At 54.0% G+C, this 16,546-nt stretch carries 17 protein-coding genes; 12 read left to right on the plus strand and 5 right to left on the minus strand.

The genetic code is table 11. The features are described 5' to 3' along the window. The coding region (locus tag AC07ED_RS03515; protein WP_478241821.1) for an integrase core domain-containing protein at positions 1-355 on the plus strand (355 nt) is incomplete at its 5' end. Between the two features lie 89 nt (positions 356-444). On the opposite strand, the gene AC07ED_RS03520 is transcribed toward AC07ED_RS03515, so the two are convergent. The 3 genes from AC07ED_RS03520 to AC07ED_RS03530 all read right to left on the minus strand — a co-directional run bounded on the left by AC07ED_RS03520 (position 445) and on the right by AC07ED_RS03530 (position 3,838). Then, positions 445-1,839 (minus strand): TRAP transporter large permease, encoded by a 1,395-nt coding sequence (locus AC07ED_RS03520; protein ID WP_105234587.1) that lies wholly within the window; start codon positions 1,837-1,839, stop codon positions 445-447. Beyond that, complete coding sequence (locus AC07ED_RS03525) at positions 1,839-2,507, minus strand: TRAP transporter small permease (protein ID WP_105234588.1); 669 nt, start codon at positions 2,505-2,507, stop codon at positions 1,839-1,841. The genes AC07ED_RS03520 and AC07ED_RS03525 overlap by 1 nt, the downstream gene beginning before the upstream one ends. Before the next feature lie 101 nt (positions 2,508-2,608). Beyond that, on the minus strand, positions 2,609-3,838 hold the full coding sequence (locus AC07ED_RS03530; protein ID WP_105234589.1) for a TRAP transporter substrate-binding protein: 1,230 nt from the start codon (positions 3,836-3,838) through the stop codon (positions 2,609-2,611). A gap of 319 nt (positions 3,839-4,157) precedes the next feature. Here AC07ED_RS03530 and AC07ED_RS03535 point away from each other — a divergent pair, with 319 nt between their 5' ends. The 11 genes from AC07ED_RS03535 (at position 4,158) to AC07ED_RS03585 (ending at position 14,587) form a co-directional block, all read left to right on the plus strand. Beyond that, complete coding sequence (locus AC07ED_RS03535; protein ID WP_105234590.1) at positions 4,158-5,090, plus strand: IS5 family transposase; 933 nt, start codon at positions 4,158-4,160, stop codon at positions 5,088-5,090. 141 nt (positions 5,091-5,231) lie between these two features. After that, entirely contained in the window at positions 5,232-6,686 is a 1,455-nt protein-coding gene (locus AC07ED_RS03540; protein ID WP_105234591.1) for an NAD-dependent succinate-semialdehyde dehydrogenase, read from the plus strand. Between the two features lie 39 nt (positions 6,687-6,725). Further along, positions 6,726-7,760: a zinc-binding dehydrogenase gene (locus AC07ED_RS03545; RefSeq protein WP_105234592.1), complete on the plus strand. Its 1,035-nt coding sequence runs from the start codon at positions 6,726-6,728 to the stop codon at positions 7,758-7,760. A 717-nt stretch (positions 7,761-8,477) separates the two neighbouring features. Further along, the gene (locus tag AC07ED_RS03550) at positions 8,478-9,206 is read left to right on the plus strand and encodes a succinate dehydrogenase/fumarate reductase iron-sulfur subunit (protein ID WP_167668768.1); all 729 of its coding nucleotides are present in this window, start codon (positions 8,478-8,480) and stop codon (positions 9,204-9,206) included. 3 nt (positions 9,207-9,209) lie between these two features. Next, the gene (locus tag AC07ED_RS03555) at positions 9,210-9,542 is read left to right on the plus strand and encodes a succinate dehydrogenase (protein ID WP_105234594.1); all 333 of its coding nucleotides are present in this window, start codon (positions 9,210-9,212) and stop codon (positions 9,540-9,542) included. Continuing rightward, positions 9,539-9,880 (plus strand): succinate dehydrogenase, cytochrome b556 subunit, encoded by a 342-nt coding sequence (gene sdhC / locus AC07ED_RS03560; protein ID WP_167668769.1) that lies wholly within the window; start codon positions 9,539-9,541, stop codon positions 9,878-9,880. Before AC07ED_RS03555 ends, sdhC begins: the two co-directional genes overlap by 4 nt. 2 nt (positions 9,881-9,882) lie before the next feature. Continuing rightward, the gene (locus tag AC07ED_RS03565) at positions 9,883-11,646 is read left to right on the plus strand and encodes an L-aspartate oxidase (RefSeq protein WP_105234596.1); all 1,764 of its coding nucleotides are present in this window, start codon (positions 9,883-9,885) and stop codon (positions 11,644-11,646) included. Beyond that, complete coding sequence (locus AC07ED_RS03570) at positions 11,646-12,605, plus strand: fumarate hydratase (RefSeq protein ID WP_105234597.1); 960 nt, start codon at positions 11,646-11,648, stop codon at positions 12,603-12,605. Before AC07ED_RS03565 ends, AC07ED_RS03570 begins: the two co-directional genes overlap by 1 nt. After that, a complete protein-coding gene (locus AC07ED_RS03575; protein ID WP_105234598.1) occupies positions 12,572-13,246 on the plus strand; it encodes a fumarate hydratase C-terminal domain-containing protein in 675 nt (224 codons plus the stop codon). Before AC07ED_RS03570 ends, AC07ED_RS03575 begins: the two co-directional genes overlap by 34 nt. A 59-nt stretch (positions 13,247-13,305) precedes the next feature. After that, positions 13,306-14,259 carry a putative sulfate exporter family transporter gene (locus AC07ED_RS03580; RefSeq protein ID WP_245918122.1) on the plus strand — a complete coding sequence of 318 codons (954 nt, stop codon included), beginning with the start codon at positions 13,306-13,308 and terminating at the stop codon, positions 14,257-14,259. Between the two features lie 13 nt (positions 14,260-14,272). After that, a complete protein-coding gene (locus AC07ED_RS03585; protein ID WP_105234600.1) occupies positions 14,273-14,587 on the plus strand; it encodes an NIPSNAP family protein in 315 nt (104 codons plus the stop codon). A gap of 3 nt (positions 14,588-14,590) precedes the next feature. Here AC07ED_RS03585 and AC07ED_RS03590 read toward each other — a convergent pair whose 3' ends face one another. Together AC07ED_RS03590 and AC07ED_RS03595 are read right to left on the minus strand one after the other, a co-directional pair. Then, positions 14,591-15,337, minus strand: coding sequence for a sulfite exporter TauE/SafE family protein (locus AC07ED_RS03590; protein ID WP_105234601.1), 747 nt, complete (start codon positions 15,335-15,337; stop codon positions 14,591-14,593). Beyond that, on the minus strand, positions 15,327-16,241 hold the full coding sequence (locus tag AC07ED_RS03595) for a LysR substrate-binding domain-containing protein (RefSeq protein WP_105234602.1): 915 nt from the start codon (positions 16,239-16,241) through the stop codon (positions 15,327-15,329). Before AC07ED_RS03595 ends, AC07ED_RS03590 begins: the two co-directional genes overlap by 11 nt. Positions 16,242-16,546: the final 305 nt, after the last annotated feature.

Below are 16,546 nucleotides of genomic sequence, written 5' to 3' on the forward strand. Positions count from 1 at the left end.
CGATGCCTTAACAGATCTGTTCATCTTGCGTGGACCACCTGCATACATTCGCTCTGACAATGGGCCTGAGTTCGTTGCTCTAGCGGTCAGAGATTGGATTACGGCTGTCGGCGCAAAAACAGCTTATATCGAACCTGGAAGCCCGTGGGAGAATGGATATTGCGAAAGCTTTAACGGCAGGTTCCGTGATGAGCTATTGAATGGCGAAGTCTTCTACACGCTACGAGAAGCACAAATCATCATTGAAAAATGGAGACGGCACTACAACACAAAGAGACCACACAGTGCATTGGGCTATCGCCCACCGGCTCCTGAAGCCATCATACAAATGGATCAGAGGCCATATATGCACTAACTATAAACTTGGACCGGTCAAATGAGGCTGCTCAGGACCACTCATTGGTGGGGTTTCAATACCCATGAGTGGTCCAAAGCGTAATTATATCAGCCACCACCAGTGCCTGAGAGTAGGTTGTAGAGCCCCCCGCCTGGTAGCAGTGTTGTGCTGAGTGTGGGGATTAGGGCGACGCAGAACCACACGATAAGCAGGGAGACCAAATACATTGTGGCGTAGCGAAGCAAGCGGAAATACGGCACGCCTGTCACGCCCGAAGCCACGTAGAGGTTCAAGCCATAGGGCGGCGTGATGAAGCCAATCGATGCACCGACAAGGAAAATCACCGCAAAGTGGATCGGATCGATGCCAACCGACACGGCGATGGGCGCGAGGATCGGTGCGAGGATGATCGTTACCGGCAGCGATTCAAGGATCATACCGGTGACAAAAACGATCGCCATCGAGGTGAATAGAACCGCATAATAGCCGCCCATACCCGTGACAAAAACGCTGATGGTTTCCTTAGCGCCCAGCGAGGAAAGTACCTGTTGCATCGCGACGGACACCGCGATCAAGGGCACCAGAATACCCGTAATCTGAGCGGAGCGAGACACGATTGCAGGAATGCTTGGCAAGGTGAAACCTTCGACGACGATCATCGAGGCAAGGCTTTTTTCCGTAACGGGCTGTGCCGAGGAACTCCCCATGAGTTTATTCAGGGGATAGGAAACCAGCCCGACAATGATGCAAAATCCAACCGTCACGCCTGCAGCTTCTGTCGAGGAGAATTTCCCGGTGTAGATGCCCCACAAAACCAGACCGATTGCAAAGAAACCAAGCCATGCACCAACGGCGGTTTTGAACACGCGCCATGGGCTGAGCGAGATCAAGAAGCCCCAACCGTTGACGGCGCAGATGATAAACGCCGCCGTCATCATGCCAAGCACCATCAAGGCGCCAGGTACGATGCCCGCGATGAACAATTCCGAAATCGGCAGGTTCATCAAGAAACCGTAAACAATAAAGATGATCGATGGCGGTATGATGATACCGACCGTCCCCCCCGCAGCAGCCGTCGCCGCGGAAAATCGTTCGTCATATCCACCTTTGACCATTTCGGGGTGCAACATTGACCCGATCGTCGCCGTTGTCGCCGAATTGGACCCGGAAATCGCCGCGAACAATCCGCAGGCCGCGATAGATGCCATCGCCAAGCCGCCGCGCAACCAGCCCAGACAGGAGTAGGCAAAGTCCGACAGTCGCCGCGCAATACCCGATTGATTGATCAGATCGCCGGTCAAAATAAACAGCGGCATCGCAAGCAGCGCAAAGCCCTTGTTGAACACATTCAGCAACTCGTTGCCGGTGTTGTTGAGCGGCAGCCCGATAACAAAGCTACATCCGATAACCCAGTAAAAAATCACCAGCAAAACGGGTGTTCCGAGCATGAAAAAGATCGTCACGCCGATCGAAATTAATGTGACCCATGAACCGTCCGACATTACACGTCCCCCCCGATAACTGCTTGATTTATAATTTGATTGCCGGACCGGTAGTTTTTCCAATCGTCCAGCCAATTGCCGACGACGCGGCCTGACATCAGCGTGAATGCGAGCGGAACAGTGATATAGAACCACCATTTCATTGTATTATCGACGCCGTCGACCAGTTGGAAGTTATCGGCGGAATAGGCCGTGAAACGCAGCGATGTGGTGATCGCAATCCAGCAAAAGCCGAACCACAAAGCGCCATCCAGGCTGAGTGCTGCCATCTGTCCCGACGGGTTCATTTTGGAGCGGAATTCGCTAAAGCTCAGGTGGGTACGCAGCCGCACATTATACGAGCAACCAAACCATGCCATAATCATGAACAAGAAGGGCGGAACCGTCGTCGAGCCAGACCATTGGCTCGAGAAAATGAACCGGTCAATCACGCCCCAAAAGATGATCGCGGCGATCATCAAATAGGTGAGGACTGCGATCCCGCGTTCCAGATGCCGATCCATAGATGGCATAAATTTGAAAAACTGGTACGCCAGAATGCCGCCAAAGAAGGTGAAGAAAAAGGAAACAATCCACATCCCGTCGGCGTAAAATGCATCTTTCACTTTCCAGGCACTGCCGGAAAAAATAGCTGGAATAACGGCTCCTGCTTCGGCCAAAATCGACATAACTCTACCTCCGTTATTGGTTTTGCATCATTGACGCAGACGGCAAAAATGCGGACGGCCCGAATGATGCGGGCCGCCCAACCTCTATATCCTGATTAAGATCAGGCTTTCCACCACCGGCGTGGCTCGACGTTTTCTGCGAGCGTATGCGGGTTTTGGCGCGCGATATCGTAGATTTCCTGATAGGTGTCATGACCACCCGACCAGCCGTTAAGCCGCTCGCGCCAGTCTTCCCACAGCTGTGGTTGGAATTCCGGGGAACACATTTCCTCGGCCATTTTGATCTGGTCATCAGCAAGGTCTGCAACGCGGACATTGTTCTGTGCAAAGATCGTGTTCGGGCCTTGCGGGTTGGACGCACCAACGGTGTTTACCAACGCAGCTTCGTTCGCCGCCTGAACGTGAACCTGTGCAAGATACGCAGATTCCATGACCACATCCTGCAATTCGCCGCCAAGGCTATCGAATGCCGACGCGGACATTGCGGTGTGCTCTGTGCCACAGAAGAACTTGAGATCAACCGACTGCGAAACAACAGGTGACATGTTCGCAGAAGCAACCGCAGATGCCCATGTTTCCGCCCCATCGATCAAGCCCTGCTTAAGGCCATCAAGCGTTTCTTCCCAAGCGACCGGCACCGGGTTCAAGTTGAGCGCTTCCATTGCAATACGGCCAAGCTGTGTGCCCGTAACGCGGTTTTTGGAGCCGAACATCTCTTCGAGCTTCGTGATCGTCGGCTTGTCTTCCCACTTGAGGCCCATCTGGATGCCGCGCAGTTCGCAATGGCTAAAGAGGAACTTCAGACCGTGACGCTTTTCGTACGGATCACGCAGCAATTTCTGCGACTCAGGGGAGTACAAGAAGTGGTACTGGTCTGCGCGGCTACGGAACATGTACGCATAATCGAGTACGTTCAAATAAGGCGCGCCGCCCGCGGAGTTTTGTGTGGATGCAGCGTAGATATCAACGATGCCCTGCTGTGTTTTTTCAACGCAAGACGTCTCGCCGCAGATCTGGTTGTCGCCGATGAACTCGACACGGATCTCGCCGTCGGAACGGCTTTCCAGGTCGCGCGCAAATTCAAGGCAGCCCGCGCGTTGGATCAGCAAGTTGCGTTCGTTAAATCCGGCTGCGCCAAATTTGAACGTGAACTTAGGCTTTTTTGCAAAGCGCTTTTTGTAGGTTGATTCTGCCGCCGCTCCGAGATTGGCAACGCTCATCGCTCCGCCAAACGTTCCCGCAGCCAACAACGTCGAGCTGAGCCCGTAACGTCCTGCAACTCTGAACAAATCCCGGCGGGAAATACCCCGTAACTTGTCCTGAACACTCATGTTTATTCCTCCCAGAATGAGTCCGATATATATATCTTGTCATCTTTGGTACTAAAAATCGCCGCCGTCGCATAACAAATAATCTTAATGTGTTGTGTAATTTTTGATTACATTCGCATCAAAGGTCATCGTGATCGATTACTGAGAGTGAATGTCGATCCTGCATGGCTGGATGGTGTTTCGATCAAAATACCTTGTTATTTATGGAAAATGTTTTATTGCGGCGCAGAACAACAAGCGGGATGCTTCCTCTGGGCGGCTTTGTTGCACAAAGCCGCTAGGGATTCATCTTGCGAATCCAGCATGATAGCTGGAAGGCATGAGCAGTTGGGCCCCTACAAAATACAAGACCACGAACTGGTCGGCTTACAATGACAGTCTGAAGCGACGCGGATCGCTGTCGATCTGGTTTGATCCTGAGATGGTTTGGGTGCCGACGCCGAGCGGTAAGCGCGGTCGGCAGCAGAGTTTCAGTGATGCAGCGATCCAAGCGTGCCTCACGCTGAAGGTGCTGTTCGGGATGCCGCTTCGCCAGACAACCGGTTTTGTACAAAGCTTGTTGCGGCTTATCGGTCTGGATTGGTCGGTGCCAGACTTCAGCACTCTGTGCCGCCGCCAGAAAACCCTGCACGTGAGCCTGCCCTATCGTGGCGGCACCGGCCCGTTAAACCTTCTGATCGATAGCACGGGCATCAAAGCTGAAGGTGAAGGCGAGTGGAACGCCCGGAAGCACGGGGGCCCGAAACGACGGATTTGGCGCAAGATACACATAGGAATCGACGAGGAAACGCTAGAAGTCCGAGCGGTCGAGGTCACGACGAGCAATATCGGTGACGCGCCAATGCTGCCGCAGTTGTTAAACCAGATTCCAGCCGATCAATCCATCGGCTCAGTAACCGCAGATGGTGCCTATGACACGCGCAAATGCCATGACGCGATTGCTGCTCGAAATGCCAATGCCGTCATCCCTCCGCGCAAGAATGCCAAACCCTGGAAACCCACCAGCGCCGGAGCCATCGCCAGGAACGAGGCAGTTAATGCGTCGCGATATCTCGGCCGCGCCATCTGGCGACGGTGGAGCGGGTATCACCGACGAAGCCGTGTCGAAACCAAGATGCATTGTGTGAAGTTGCTGGGGCAAGGCCTCATGGCGCGGGACTTCGACCGGCAGGTCGCAGAAATACAAATCCGCGTAGCTGTCCTCAATCGTTACACAGCTCTCGGCATACCTGTCACTGAGGTCGTAGGCTAAATCCGTCCGGGGAAAGGGGAAGTGCGGTCACGCCCCGATTTGTGCAACAAAGCCCCTCTGGGCTGCAATATGTTAACTCGGAGGCTTTCTGCTAGCGGGTCTTATACCCAAATCTAACGCAGAGCTTAGCAAGGAATGACAATGAACGATTTCAATGGACTGTTGTTGCAATCTAACTTGATTGGTGGCGACTGGAGCGGCTCGGATAACGGTGAGACAATTGACGTTAGCAATCCTGCAACGGGCAATGGACTTGGAACGGTGCCTAATTGCGGCGCCGATGAGACCAATCGCGCAATCGCTGCAGCCACAGGGGCATTCGCCGACTGGTCCCGTAGTGATCTGAGTTTTCGTGTAAATTTGTTGCACAAGCTTTATGACGCTTTGATGGACAATCAAGAGCCGCTAGCGCAATTGCTAACCGCAGAGCAGGGCAAGCCGCTAGCAGAAGCTCGGGGCGAAATTGCCATCGGCGCCGCTTATGTTCGTTGGTTCGCAGAGGAGATACGGCGCGCCAAAGGCGAGATCGTGCCCGCCCCAAGTTCTGATCGACGTTTGTTGGTGACGCGTCACCCCATCGGTGTGGTCGCCGCAATTACGCCGTGGAATTTCCCGTCTTCCATGTTGGCGCGTAAGCTTGCGCCTGCGCTCGCTGCGGGTTGTACGGTGGTTGCAAAGCCTGCAACGGCGACCCCCTATTCTGGATTGGCATGGGGTAAACTTTGCCAGGACGTAGGGTTCCCTGATGGGGTCGTGAACATCGTCACGGGTTCTGCCCGCGCCATTGCTGGCGCCATGATGAAAAGCCCGGATGTGCGCAAAGTCACCTTTACGGGTTCAACCGAGGTTGGCAAAGTTTTGATCCGTCAATCTGCGGACACCGTTAAGAAGGTGTCTATGGAGCTTGGTGGCAATGCTCCGTTTATCGTATTTGATGACGCAGATCTGGATGCCGCGATCGAAGGCGCAATGATCGCCAAGTATCGCAATATGGGTCAAACTTGTGTGTGTACAAACCGTTTCTATGTTCAAGCGGGCATTCATGATGCCTTTGTGCAAAGGCTCAAAGAGGCGTCCGAGGCTTTGGTCGTCGGTGAGGGTTCAGCGGTTGGCGTAGAGCAGGGCCCGTTGATTGACGAAGCCGCGGTGCACAAGGTCGAGGAAATGATTGCCGATGCGACGGCTAAGGGCGGAACAATTGTTTCGGGTGGCAATCGTCACACTGCAGGCGGCACATTCTTTGAGCCGACGGTCATCACCGGTGCGACGGCTGATATGAAGTTCGCAAAAGAGGAAATTTTCGGACCCCTGTCTGCGGTATTCAAATTCGAGGATGAAGAAGAAGCGATCGCAGCGGCAAATGACACCGAATTCGGTTTGGCGGCTTATGCCTTTACGCGCGATCTTGGCCGCACGTTCCGACTGAACGATGGGCTTGATTATGGTCTCATTGGCATCAATTCTGGCTTGATCACAACGGTTGAAGCGCCGTTTGGCGGCTTGAAAGAAAGCGGCATGGGCAAGGAAGGCGGCAGCCAGGGTTTGGAAGACTATCTGTCCGTCAAATACATGTGTGTTGCCGGTTTGAACGGCTGATCCAGTAAACCTCTATCAATACCACGAAAAGGAAATACCATGCGCGCAGCCGTTGTCAGAGACTTCAACGAAGACCTATCTATCGAAACTGTTGAGGATCCAAAATGCCCCAGCAATGGTGTTGTGCTGGAGGTCGCGGCTTGCGGCGTGTGCCGGTCCGATTTCCATGGTTGGGTCGGCGGGCATCCCAAAGTGGTAAACGGGTCCATCATGGGGCACGAATACTGCGGCACCGTTGTCGAAGCCGGTCCGCAGGCCAAACACAAGGTTGGCGACAAGTTGATCGCGCCGTTCATTTTGGGGTGCGGTGATTGCCCCGCCTGCCAAACGGGCGCGTCCAATTCTTGCGAAAGCGCGATCGTTCCGGGGTTTGGTGCACCAGGCGCGTACGCGGAGTTTGTGGCTGTGCCGCTTGATCACAATTTGGTTCACTTGCCCGACACGCTCTCGCCTGCGTTGGCTGCTGGGTTGGGTTGCCGTGTGACAACTGCGTGGCATGCTCTGACCGACCGCGCGAACGTCAGGGCTGGTGAATGGGTTGCTGTGCACGGCACGGGCGGCATCGGTCTTTCGGCGCTGTTGTTGGCGAAAATGCTGGGCGCGCGCGTCGTGGTTGTGGATGTGGTCGAGGAAAAGCTTACCCATGCCAAACAGCTGGGTGCTGATGCCGCGGTCAATGCCGCGCATGGGAATGTCGCCGAAGCAATCCGCGACATTACTGGTGGGGGCGCGCAGGTCTCTCTTGAGGCGCTTGGCATTGACGCCACTACCAATGCGTCCGTGGAATGCCTTGCAACCCTTGGCCGCCATGTCCATGTCGGCATGCCAGCGGGGGATGGTATGATGCAGATCAATATGCGCGCCATTTATTCCAAACAACTTGCGTTTTACGGAACCCGCGGCATGCCAGCGTGGAAATATCCGTCATTGCTGGGGATGATCGAACGCGGTGAAGTCGATCTGACACCTATGCTTGACCGGGTGGTTTCGCTGTCTGACGCAAGCGCAGAGTTGCGCGCGATGAAGGGGCCAACCCGTCCGGGGACAGCCGTCATCACCGATTTCAAGAATTAAGCATAAAGAGGTTCATTAGAACTGGTGGAAGCGCAGGCCGTGGTTTTGATTGGTGCCCGTATAGGGCCCGTCAAGCGCGACGTGGCCTGCTGCTTCCATCACTCTGTTGCAGTCCAATTTTGGCAGGCGCATTTGCCGTCGAAGTCATTCCGTCAAGTTCAATAAATTTGTGGGCTGGGCGACAATAGTTTTATTGAGCCGTATCGCCGTAGCTCCATTATGATGTGCCTTTTGCGCGGTATTCATGGCACCGTTTCTGTTCATATTGTTCTGAAAAAGCCACAAGCCCTACCGCATTTTAGTGCTGGTAGACATCGGAAGTCATAAAAATTTATTCGCTCATCTATGCTCAGTCCTTGCTTTTCAAATCGGGGGCTAGGCGCGCTCACTTTTGTTGAATGATGACAAATCGATCAAGGTAGTATGTCCGAGGATTATCAAGGGGGTGGGCCGTCGTGATCGGGTTGGTCTGCCTGATAGGGAAGTCATCTCGCGCGTAAACTATCGTTACAAGGGGCATTTTCGTTGTGACGGGCTGGCTTCTTGAGTGGCGTACAGCGAAGGGCTTGCCGCGATGTTGCCTCTTAGTCTGAGGGTAAGTGAATCATGAGAAGCCGTAATCTTTGCTTACGAAAAACATTAGTTTTTATCGCTTTTTGTTAGTGAATGCGTTGGTGTAATGTAAGTTTGAATCCGGCACTGATTTTGGAGTTGAAGTTGTCTGACAGCGTGAAACTTATGGACGTCTCTATTTGGCGCGGCGACGCAACTGGTGGTGCATACGAGCACTTCGAGGTGCCTGCGCAGGAAAGCCAGACCATTCTGGATGTTGTATCTTGGATTCAGCAAAATCAGGATGCAAATTTGACGTATCGGTACGCTTGCCGTGTGGGAATGTGCGGATCATGTGCCATGATGGTGAATGGAACGCCGCGGTGGACTTGCCGGACACACGTAAAAAAGGCGCTGGACGGCAATAAGCTGACGGTCGCTCCGCTGCGTAATCTGCCGGTAATTAAAGATCTGGCAACGGACATGGATCCGTTTTTTGACAAATGGGTCGAGGCCGAAGGCGTTCACCACCCCAGCAAATCCCGTGATGATGCCATCGAGTTGATCGATCCAGAAAGCAGCGCGCGCGTCGAGGCCAATACTGGTATCGAGTGCATCAACTGTTCGATCTGTTATGCGGCCTGTGATACGGTTGCTGGCAATGCCGATTATCTTGGTCCCGCAGCCCTACAACGGGCCTGGACCTTGTATAACGATGCTAGAGACGATGATAAGCAAGTCATTCTGGATGCCGTGTCTGGCGACGGTGGTTGTCACAATTGCCACAGTCAGGGCAGTTGTACAGTACATTGTCCAAACGATCTGAATCCGATGAAAGCAATTGCGGGCCTCAAGCGCGCGACTGCGATGTCGTTTCTGAAAACGGGGCGCTAGGTCATGCTGAATCTCAGACTTTATATGTTGCAGCGGTTGTCGGCGCTCTTCATGGGGCCTTTTGTTTTGGTTCACATCGCGGTGATGATCTATGCCATCCAGGGGGGCTTGAGTACTGCAGAAATTCTCGGCCGGACCCAAGGTAGCGTTTTCTGGTTTCTATTTTACGCCACCTTTGTGATCGCCGTTTCTGTGCACTCTGCGATTGGTTTGCGGGTCATTGCGCATGAGTTGCTCGGTCTAAAGGGCTTTGCCCTGTCGACGCTGACATGGGGCATTTGTGTCGTGCTATTGTTTATGGGAGGGCGCGCTGTGACAGCCGTGACAATGCTGTGAAGCGGACGCATCGTGGACATCCACTGTGGTTTGCCTATGCTTTACATCGCGCATCAGGCCTTGCTTTGGCGGTGTTCCTGCCGTTCCATTTTTATGTTCTCTCGCTTGCTCTGACCAAGCCTGAACGACTTGATCACTTTCTTGCGTTTGCAGAAAACCCGTTAGTCAAAGTTGCTGAATTCGGTCTTGTCTTTGGCTTGGCGGTTCACATGTTTGGCGGTGTGAGATTGCTTGCGATGGAATGGTTGCCCTGGTCAGACAGGCAGAAAACATTCGCGGCGGCAGCTCTTGCGGTTTCCTTTCTCATCTCCGGTACTTTTTTCCTACAGGCGATATAAACATGCCCCTCAAAATCGATATTGAACGTCACGACACCGACATTTTGATCCTTGGGACTGGCGGGGCTGGCATGTTTGCGGCCCTCCACGCCCAGCAGACGGCACCCAAAGGCACCAAGATTACGATTGCGGTCAAAGGGCTGATCGGCAAGTGCGGTTGCACCCGTATGGTTCAGGGTGGCTATAACGTAGCTTTGGGCGGTGGTGACACGGTCGAGCGCCATTTCATGGATACAATCATTGGTGGCAAATGGCTCCCTAATCAGGACATGGCTTGGAAGCTCTGCGAACAAGCGGTCGTGCGCGTGCGGGAGCTGGAAAACGAGATCGGGTGCTTTTTTGATCGCAATGGCGACGGCACACTGCACCAAAAGGCATTTGCAGGACAGACCGCAGACCGGACCGTCCACAAGGGCGACCTGACCGGTATCGAGATTATTAACCGTCTCATGGAGCAGGTGTTGTCTCGGCCGATTGAAAAGCTGCAAGAACACCGCGCCATCGGCCTGATCCCGACCAAAGACGGTAAAGCCTTGGCAGGCGTGTTGTTCATCGACATGCGGACCGGGAAATTCCGTTTTGTGCGGGCAAAAACCGTGATGATGGGGACGGGCGGCGGCCCGACAATGTATAAATATCATACGCCGTCGGGCGACAAGACGATGGACGGTTTGGCCATGGCTTTGCGCGCAGGTCTGCCGTTGCGCGATATGGAAATGGTACAGTTTCATCCGACGGGGCTATTGGCGGGCGATCATACCAAGATGACTGGAACGGTGCTCGAAGAAGGGTTGCGCGGGGCAGGCGGGCAATTGCTCAATGGCTCCGGGCAACGGTTTATGTTCGACACCGACCCTCGCGGCGAACGGGCCACGCGCGATGTTGTCAGCCGCGGCATCTATGCTGAAATGCGCAAGAACAATACCTCCGAGAATGGTGGCGTTTATATCTCTATGGCGCATTTGGGTCCCGATAATGTCCGCGCGAAATTCAGTGGCATGGTAAAACGCTGTGCCGACAGTGGGTTTGACCTTGCGGGTGGTAAGGTCGAAGTTGTGCCGACTGCGCACTACTTCATGGGCGGCGTCGTTGTGGATGCGGACACACGCACAGAGATGGAAGGGCTGTATGTCGCTGGCGAAGATGCTGGCGGTGCGCACGGGTCCAACCGTCTTGGCGGGAATGGTGTTGCCAATTCGACCGTTTACGGTGGCGTTGCGGGCGACGTGATGGGGCGCGATATTCGTGGAATGGGCGCTCTGCGTGACCCAGACGAGGCCGTCCTTAGCGCCGAAATCGAACGCGCACAGCAGCCATTTGCAAACAAGCCTGCCAACATTCAGGCGCTGCGGCACAAACTACAAGAAGCGATGTGGGAAGATGTCGGCGTGATGCGTACGGAATACGGAATGGAGCGCGGGATCAAACGTGTGTCCGAGATCAGCGACGAGTTGATGACGGTCGGTGTCGATAGTAGCAACCTTGCGTTCAACCTGACGTGGCATGATTGGCTTAATATGCGATCGCTGTGTGATGTGTCCGATGTTATTGCCAAGGCCGGCATCGCGCGTGAAAATTCGCGTGGGGCGCATTTTCGCGAGGACTTCCCGGAGCCGGGCAGCATGGAGAGTTCGTACTTTACGGTCGCGCGCAAGAATGGCGACACCGTCGATGTCACTCGCGAGCAGGTGCAATTTACAATCGTCAAACCGGGCGAAACCATTTTGCCGGACAGCGAACCCGAAACACTGGTGGAGGCACACTAATGATCTCGATTGATTTGATCCAGAAGACCGCAGAAACCTTGATGGATAAGGCTGCGATTGAAATTCCCGATGATTATCTAACGGGTTTGAAATCTGCCGCTCATGTCGAGGATGGCGATCTTTCGTCTTTTGTTTTGCAGGCAATGCTCGAGAACTACGAAGCGGCCAAGGAAGACCGCAGGGCGATGTGCGGTGATACCGGCACGCCGCGCTGGTATGTTAAAATGGGGAACGAGACGCAGGTCGAGGGCGGCCCAATTGCGCTTGAGGCGGCGTTGCGCCGTGCCACATCGAACGCCACCAACGGGGTGCCATTGCGGCCAAACCGTGTGCATCCCTTGTGGCGCACAGACCACAACAACAACGTTGGTATCGGCGCGCCAGAGATCGAATACGGCTATGAGCCGGGCGGAGAGTGGATTGACCTGATCACCGTTCATAAGGGCGGCTTGTTCGGCACAGATTACCGGATGTTGTTCCCGTCTGATGGCATTCAGGGGATTAAGCGGTTCTACCTCGATAGCCTTGTTGCCTTTGGCAAACGCGGCCTTGCGTGCCAGCCTGCAATTATCGGCATTGGCCTTGGCGGGTGCAAGGATACGTGCATGGTTCTGGGAAAGCGCGCGGCCTGTCTTCGCACGGTTGGGGATCGAAACTCGGATCCCAAGATTGCAGAGCTGGAATTGGAGCTCAAAGAACTGGGTAACTCCATCGGCATGGGCGCCATGGGGTTCGTGGGCAAATCCATGGTCATCGATACACATATCGAAGTGGGCTATTGCCATACGGGTGGCATGCAAATGTCTGTCCACGCGTTCTGCCTTTCATCGCGCCGTGCTGTGGCGCGCGTATTTGCTGACGGGCGTGTGGAATACCGCACCGACCCTGATTGGTTCACTGATTATCAACGCCGGGAGACTGTCGAATGGGAAATGCCAAGCCAAGAGAAATCCGCCTAAGTACCACCCCAACACCTGAAGCTTTGGCAGAGCTGAAGCTGGGCGATGTGGTATATTTGGACGGGCTGATCTATACGGCCCGCGAAGGCGTTTACATGCGAGCGCTGGAGGGAAAGGCGAATATTCCGATGGAACTACCGCGCGAAAGTGCGGCGAATTTCCATTGCTCGCCTGCTGCACGTATCAACCCTGATGGCTCTTTCGAGATGGGCGCAGTGACCGCCACAGCGTCTTTTCGTTTCGCCAAGTGGTTACCCGAGTGGTTCGCCAAAACCGGCGCCAAATTGGTGATCGGCAAAGGTGGAATGACGAGCAAGGACTACAAATCTTACTTTGTACCGAATGGCGCGATTTATCTAAGCACCGTGGGGTATGGTACGGGCGCATTGCTGGGGCGCGGCATTGAAAAGGTCGAGGCGGTTCACTGGAGCGAGGAGCTTGGCCTTGCGCAGGCGATGTGGGTCATCAAGTGCAACAAGATGGGTCCGTTTATCGTGGCTTCCGATATGAACGGTGATTGCCTGTTCGAACGTGAAAACGCCAAGATCGCCAAGAACCTTGAAAGGGTTTACGAGGGCACCCGCCCAGCGACCTTGAAGCGCTTTGGCGAGACTGATGACAAGAGTGAAGAACTGATCTGATGACAAGTAATTTTGGCCAAGCGGCCGTCCGGAGAGCACAAAATGTGCTTCCCGGAGTGATGACGGCTGTCGTACTGGCATTGGCCGCGAAATTTATCTCCGAACACTACGGTGCGCCAGTGATGTTGATGGCGTTGCTGATTGGTATGGCGTTCAATTTTCTGGCGGAAGAGGGCGGAAAATGCGTTGAGGGCATCGAATTTGCATCCAAGACGTTGTTGCGTTTGGGGGTTGCATTTCTGGGCTTGGGGATCACCCTTCAGCAAATCGCATCTACCGGTCATCAGGTGCTATATATCACCTTGGCGGGGGTCCTGCTTACGATGGCGTCGGGCCTGGTATTGAGCCGTGTTCTGGGCCGCCGCGTGCGCTTTGGATTGCTCACGGGCGGGGCGGTCGCGATCTGCGGGGCGTCTGCTGCACTTGCGATTTCATCTGTCCTCCCTAAAAACGAAACGCTTGAACGCGATACGGTGTTCACGGTGATCGCGGTTACGGCCCTTAGTACTTTGGCGATGATCCTCTATCCGATTATTGCAAATTATGCGGGTCTTTCCGATGTGGCGACCGGTGTCTTTTTGGGCGCGACCATTCATGACGTCGCGCAAGTCGTTGGCGCGGGGTATTCTGTCTCCGATGTCACGGGAGAGACAGCGACATTTGTTAAATTGCTACGGGTCGCATTCCTCGTGCCGATTGTTTTGATCCTTTCGGTCATGTTTGCGGGCACACGGGAGGCAGGAAAAAAACGCAGTCTGCCAATTCCGTTTTTTGTTATCGGGTTTTCTGCGTTGGTTGTTGCCGGCTCATATGGCCTGGTTCCCGAGCCGATCAAAGTGGCGCTTCTCAATATGTCGCGCTGGTTTCTGGTCATCGCTATTGCGGGTCTGGGGATGAAGACATCGCTTGGAAAATTGGGGGATGTCGGGTTCAGCGCGATTGCCCTCATCTGCACACTGACCGTTATTCTGGCGGTTTTTGCTCTCACAATGATCACGATTTACATGACCTGAATGGAGAAAAAATATGTTTGTTGATGAACGCATTTACACGTTGCACGCAGGCCAAGTGCCTGTGTTTCTTAAGCTCTATGAAGAAGAGGCGATGGAGTGTCAGGTGGAAATTCTGGGCAAGATGGTCGGCTATTATTTCACCGACATCGGGCCGTTGAACCAGATTGTTCATATGTGGGGTTACGACAGTCTCGACGATCGCTTTGAGCGGCGCAAACTTTTGCAAGCCTCACCTATCTGGCAAAGCTATGCCAAAAAGATGCGCCCGCTGGTCGTCAATGTCGAGAACAAGTTGCTCGTTCCTGCACCGTTCTTCAAGGTGCCATAGGACTTAGGCCACGAGCTCGCGGAGCATCAAGATCATGCCCGAGACGAACAATAAACCAATGATGAGCCGTCTGAATTGATCATCGTTCAGACGGCCAAATATTGATATGCCGATTTGGGCAAAGCCCATCGTTATGGGCAGGACGACGGCCATCAGTTTGAGCACGTCCCAAGTGTACGCGCCCTTGGTGATGAATATGATCATGGTCAGCCCCAAAACTGCGACGTTAAAGGGCTGCAAGACGGCGCGCATCTCGGCCTTGGGCCAGGGGCGCATGGCGCACCACATCGTGGGCAACGCCCCTGACAAAGATGCAGCACCGCCCAATACGCCGCCCAAGAACCCCACGGTGCAATCTGCGATTGGTGTGGGTCGGTCGAGTTTTGGCAGCGCGCGCCGTAGCGAGAAAAAACCGCCATATAGCAACATGAATCCAGCAATCGTGATCTTGAGCACGCCAACCGGTACGAATGACAACGCCGCCACGCCTAGCGGGATACCCGGCAGGGCGGGTAACAAGAAACGGGCAAGCCGCCTTGGTTGGTCGGCAATGGATTTTCGCACCAACCACACGCCTTGCAATCCGCTGGCGACTGACATGACGACGACCATGGAAACGGCTTGGATGGGCGGCATAATTTGCAGCCAAAACCCGAGCGCAAAAAGGGCAGTCCCAAAACCGGCCAGCCCGTTGATCAGCCCGCCAGAGGCCGCCCCAAGAATAAGATAACTGTAGTATTCAATTGCCATTGGCGTTGCTCATTTGACTATTTGGGAAAATGCCGACGGCGGCTGCTTGGCGAAGGCGATCGACGACCTCCTCGATTGCGCGGGTCTTCGCTCTGTCTTGACGGCAGATCACCCCGAGTATCCTGTGCGGTGCGCTCGGCCCTAGCGATAATCGTTTCAATGGAAGCGGGTGCATCACCTGAACGCACCGACGCGGCGCGATTGCGACACCCATGTTGCACAGTACCATGCTTGAAATGGCCTCCAGGCCTTCCAGTTCCATGGTGTCATCAACGTGTATTTTCTGGTCTTGTAGCCACGCTTCGATCAACGATCCCACGACGGCATTGCGTGTGAACCTGATAAAGGGGTTGGTCTGCAAAAGTTCAAACGGATCATCGGAGCCGGTGTCTTGCGATGCCAACAGTTGAAAGTCTTCTTTGGCGACTTCGTTCCAGATTTGGCCCTTTGGGATGTGGGAGGGGTGCGAAACAATTGCCGCATCAATCCGACCTCGCTCAAGCTGTAGTATCAGATCATTGGTCAAGCCGGGTTGAATGCGCACGTGCAATTTCGGGAACGAGTTTTTCAAAGATGATACCGTCAGCGGTACCAATCCCGTTAGCGTTGTGGGCACAGCGCCCAGCATCAATTCCCCGCTAAGGCCATCATCCTCCAGAACGGATGGCAGCAAATTTTCGTATTCCGCGATAACTTTGCGCGCTTTGGCCACCAGTGCGCGGCCAACGGGTGTCAATTCAGGCGTGCGATGGGAGCGATCAAAGATTTTTACTCCCCACTCTTCTTCTAGCAATTTCATCTGCTGGCTGACGGCGGCATGCGTTATGAAAATGGAGTCTGCAGCTGCGCTGAATGTTCCGTATTCTTCGATTGCGACGAGGGTCTTGAGCAATCGAATAGTCATCAGCGTGCACTCCTAGCGTAAATAAATCTAATGTGACGTGTAAAAATTTCATGATATTCTATAAGATGAACTTACTGTAGAAAATGTCAAGAAGCTAAGTTTGATGGGTACTTTGAGCCTGCGCTGAAACTTGGTTCGGAGATAAAGGGAGGAACTAAATGATACAACGAAATACAATGTGTGAACGGCGGAGCAATACTCGGCCACGGTAGCGACGGCATAGTGTTGTCGCGGGCGGCGTAAAAGTCGTCCACTTTTGCCCTTTCGGATTTCGGGAGGGCTTGGGGATATACACCGTGGATTTG

Source organism: Aestuarium zhoushanense (genome assembly GCF_056431045.1).

Bases quoted from the DNA above. Each gene is read 5' to 3' on its own strand.
- AC07ED_RS03580 (WP_245918122.1), top strand. From the start codon at position 13,306: ATGACGGCTGTCGTACTGGCATTGGCCGCGAAATTTATCTCCGAACAC.
- AC07ED_RS03595 (WP_105234602.1), bottom strand. From the start codon at position 16,241: ATGACTATTCGATTGCTCAAGACCCTCGTCGCAATCGAAGAATACGGA.
- AC07ED_RS03520 (WP_105234587.1), bottom strand. From the start codon at position 1,839: ATGTCGGACGGTTCATGGGTCACATTAATTTCGATCGGCGTGACGATC.
- AC07ED_RS03570 (WP_105234597.1), top strand. From the start codon at position 11,646: ATGATCTCGATTGATTTGATCCAGAAGACCGCAGAAACCTTGATGGAT.
- AC07ED_RS03565 (WP_105234596.1), top strand. From the start codon at position 9,883: ATGCCCCTCAAAATCGATATTGAACGTCACGACACCGACATTTTGATC.
- AC07ED_RS03575 (WP_105234598.1), top strand. From the start codon at position 12,572: ATGGGAAATGCCAAGCCAAGAGAAATCCGCCTAAGTACCACCCCAACA.
- AC07ED_RS03590 (WP_105234601.1), bottom strand. From the start codon at position 15,337: ATGGCAATTGAATACTACAGTTATCTTATTCTTGGGGCGGCCTCTGGC.
- AC07ED_RS03540 (WP_105234591.1), top strand. From the start codon at position 5,232: ATGAACGATTTCAATGGACTGTTGTTGCAATCTAACTTGATTGGTGGC.
- AC07ED_RS03545 (WP_105234592.1), top strand. From the start codon at position 6,726: ATGCGCGCAGCCGTTGTCAGAGACTTCAACGAAGACCTATCTATCGAA.
- AC07ED_RS03535 (WP_105234590.1), top strand. From the start codon at position 4,158: ATGAGCAGTTGGGCCCCTACAAAATACAAGACCACGAACTGGTCGGCT.
- AC07ED_RS03525 (WP_105234588.1), bottom strand. From the start codon at position 2,507: ATGTCGATTTTGGCCGAAGCAGGAGCCGTTATTCCAGCTATTTTTTCC.
- AC07ED_RS03555 (WP_105234594.1), top strand. From the start codon at position 9,210: ATGCTGAATCTCAGACTTTATATGTTGCAGCGGTTGTCGGCGCTCTTC.
- AC07ED_RS03585 (WP_105234600.1), top strand. From the start codon at position 14,273: ATGTTTGTTGATGAACGCATTTACACGTTGCACGCAGGCCAAGTGCCT.
- AC07ED_RS03530 (WP_105234589.1), bottom strand. From the start codon at position 3,838: ATGAGTGTTCAGGACAAGTTACGGGGTATTTCCCGCCGGGATTTGTTC.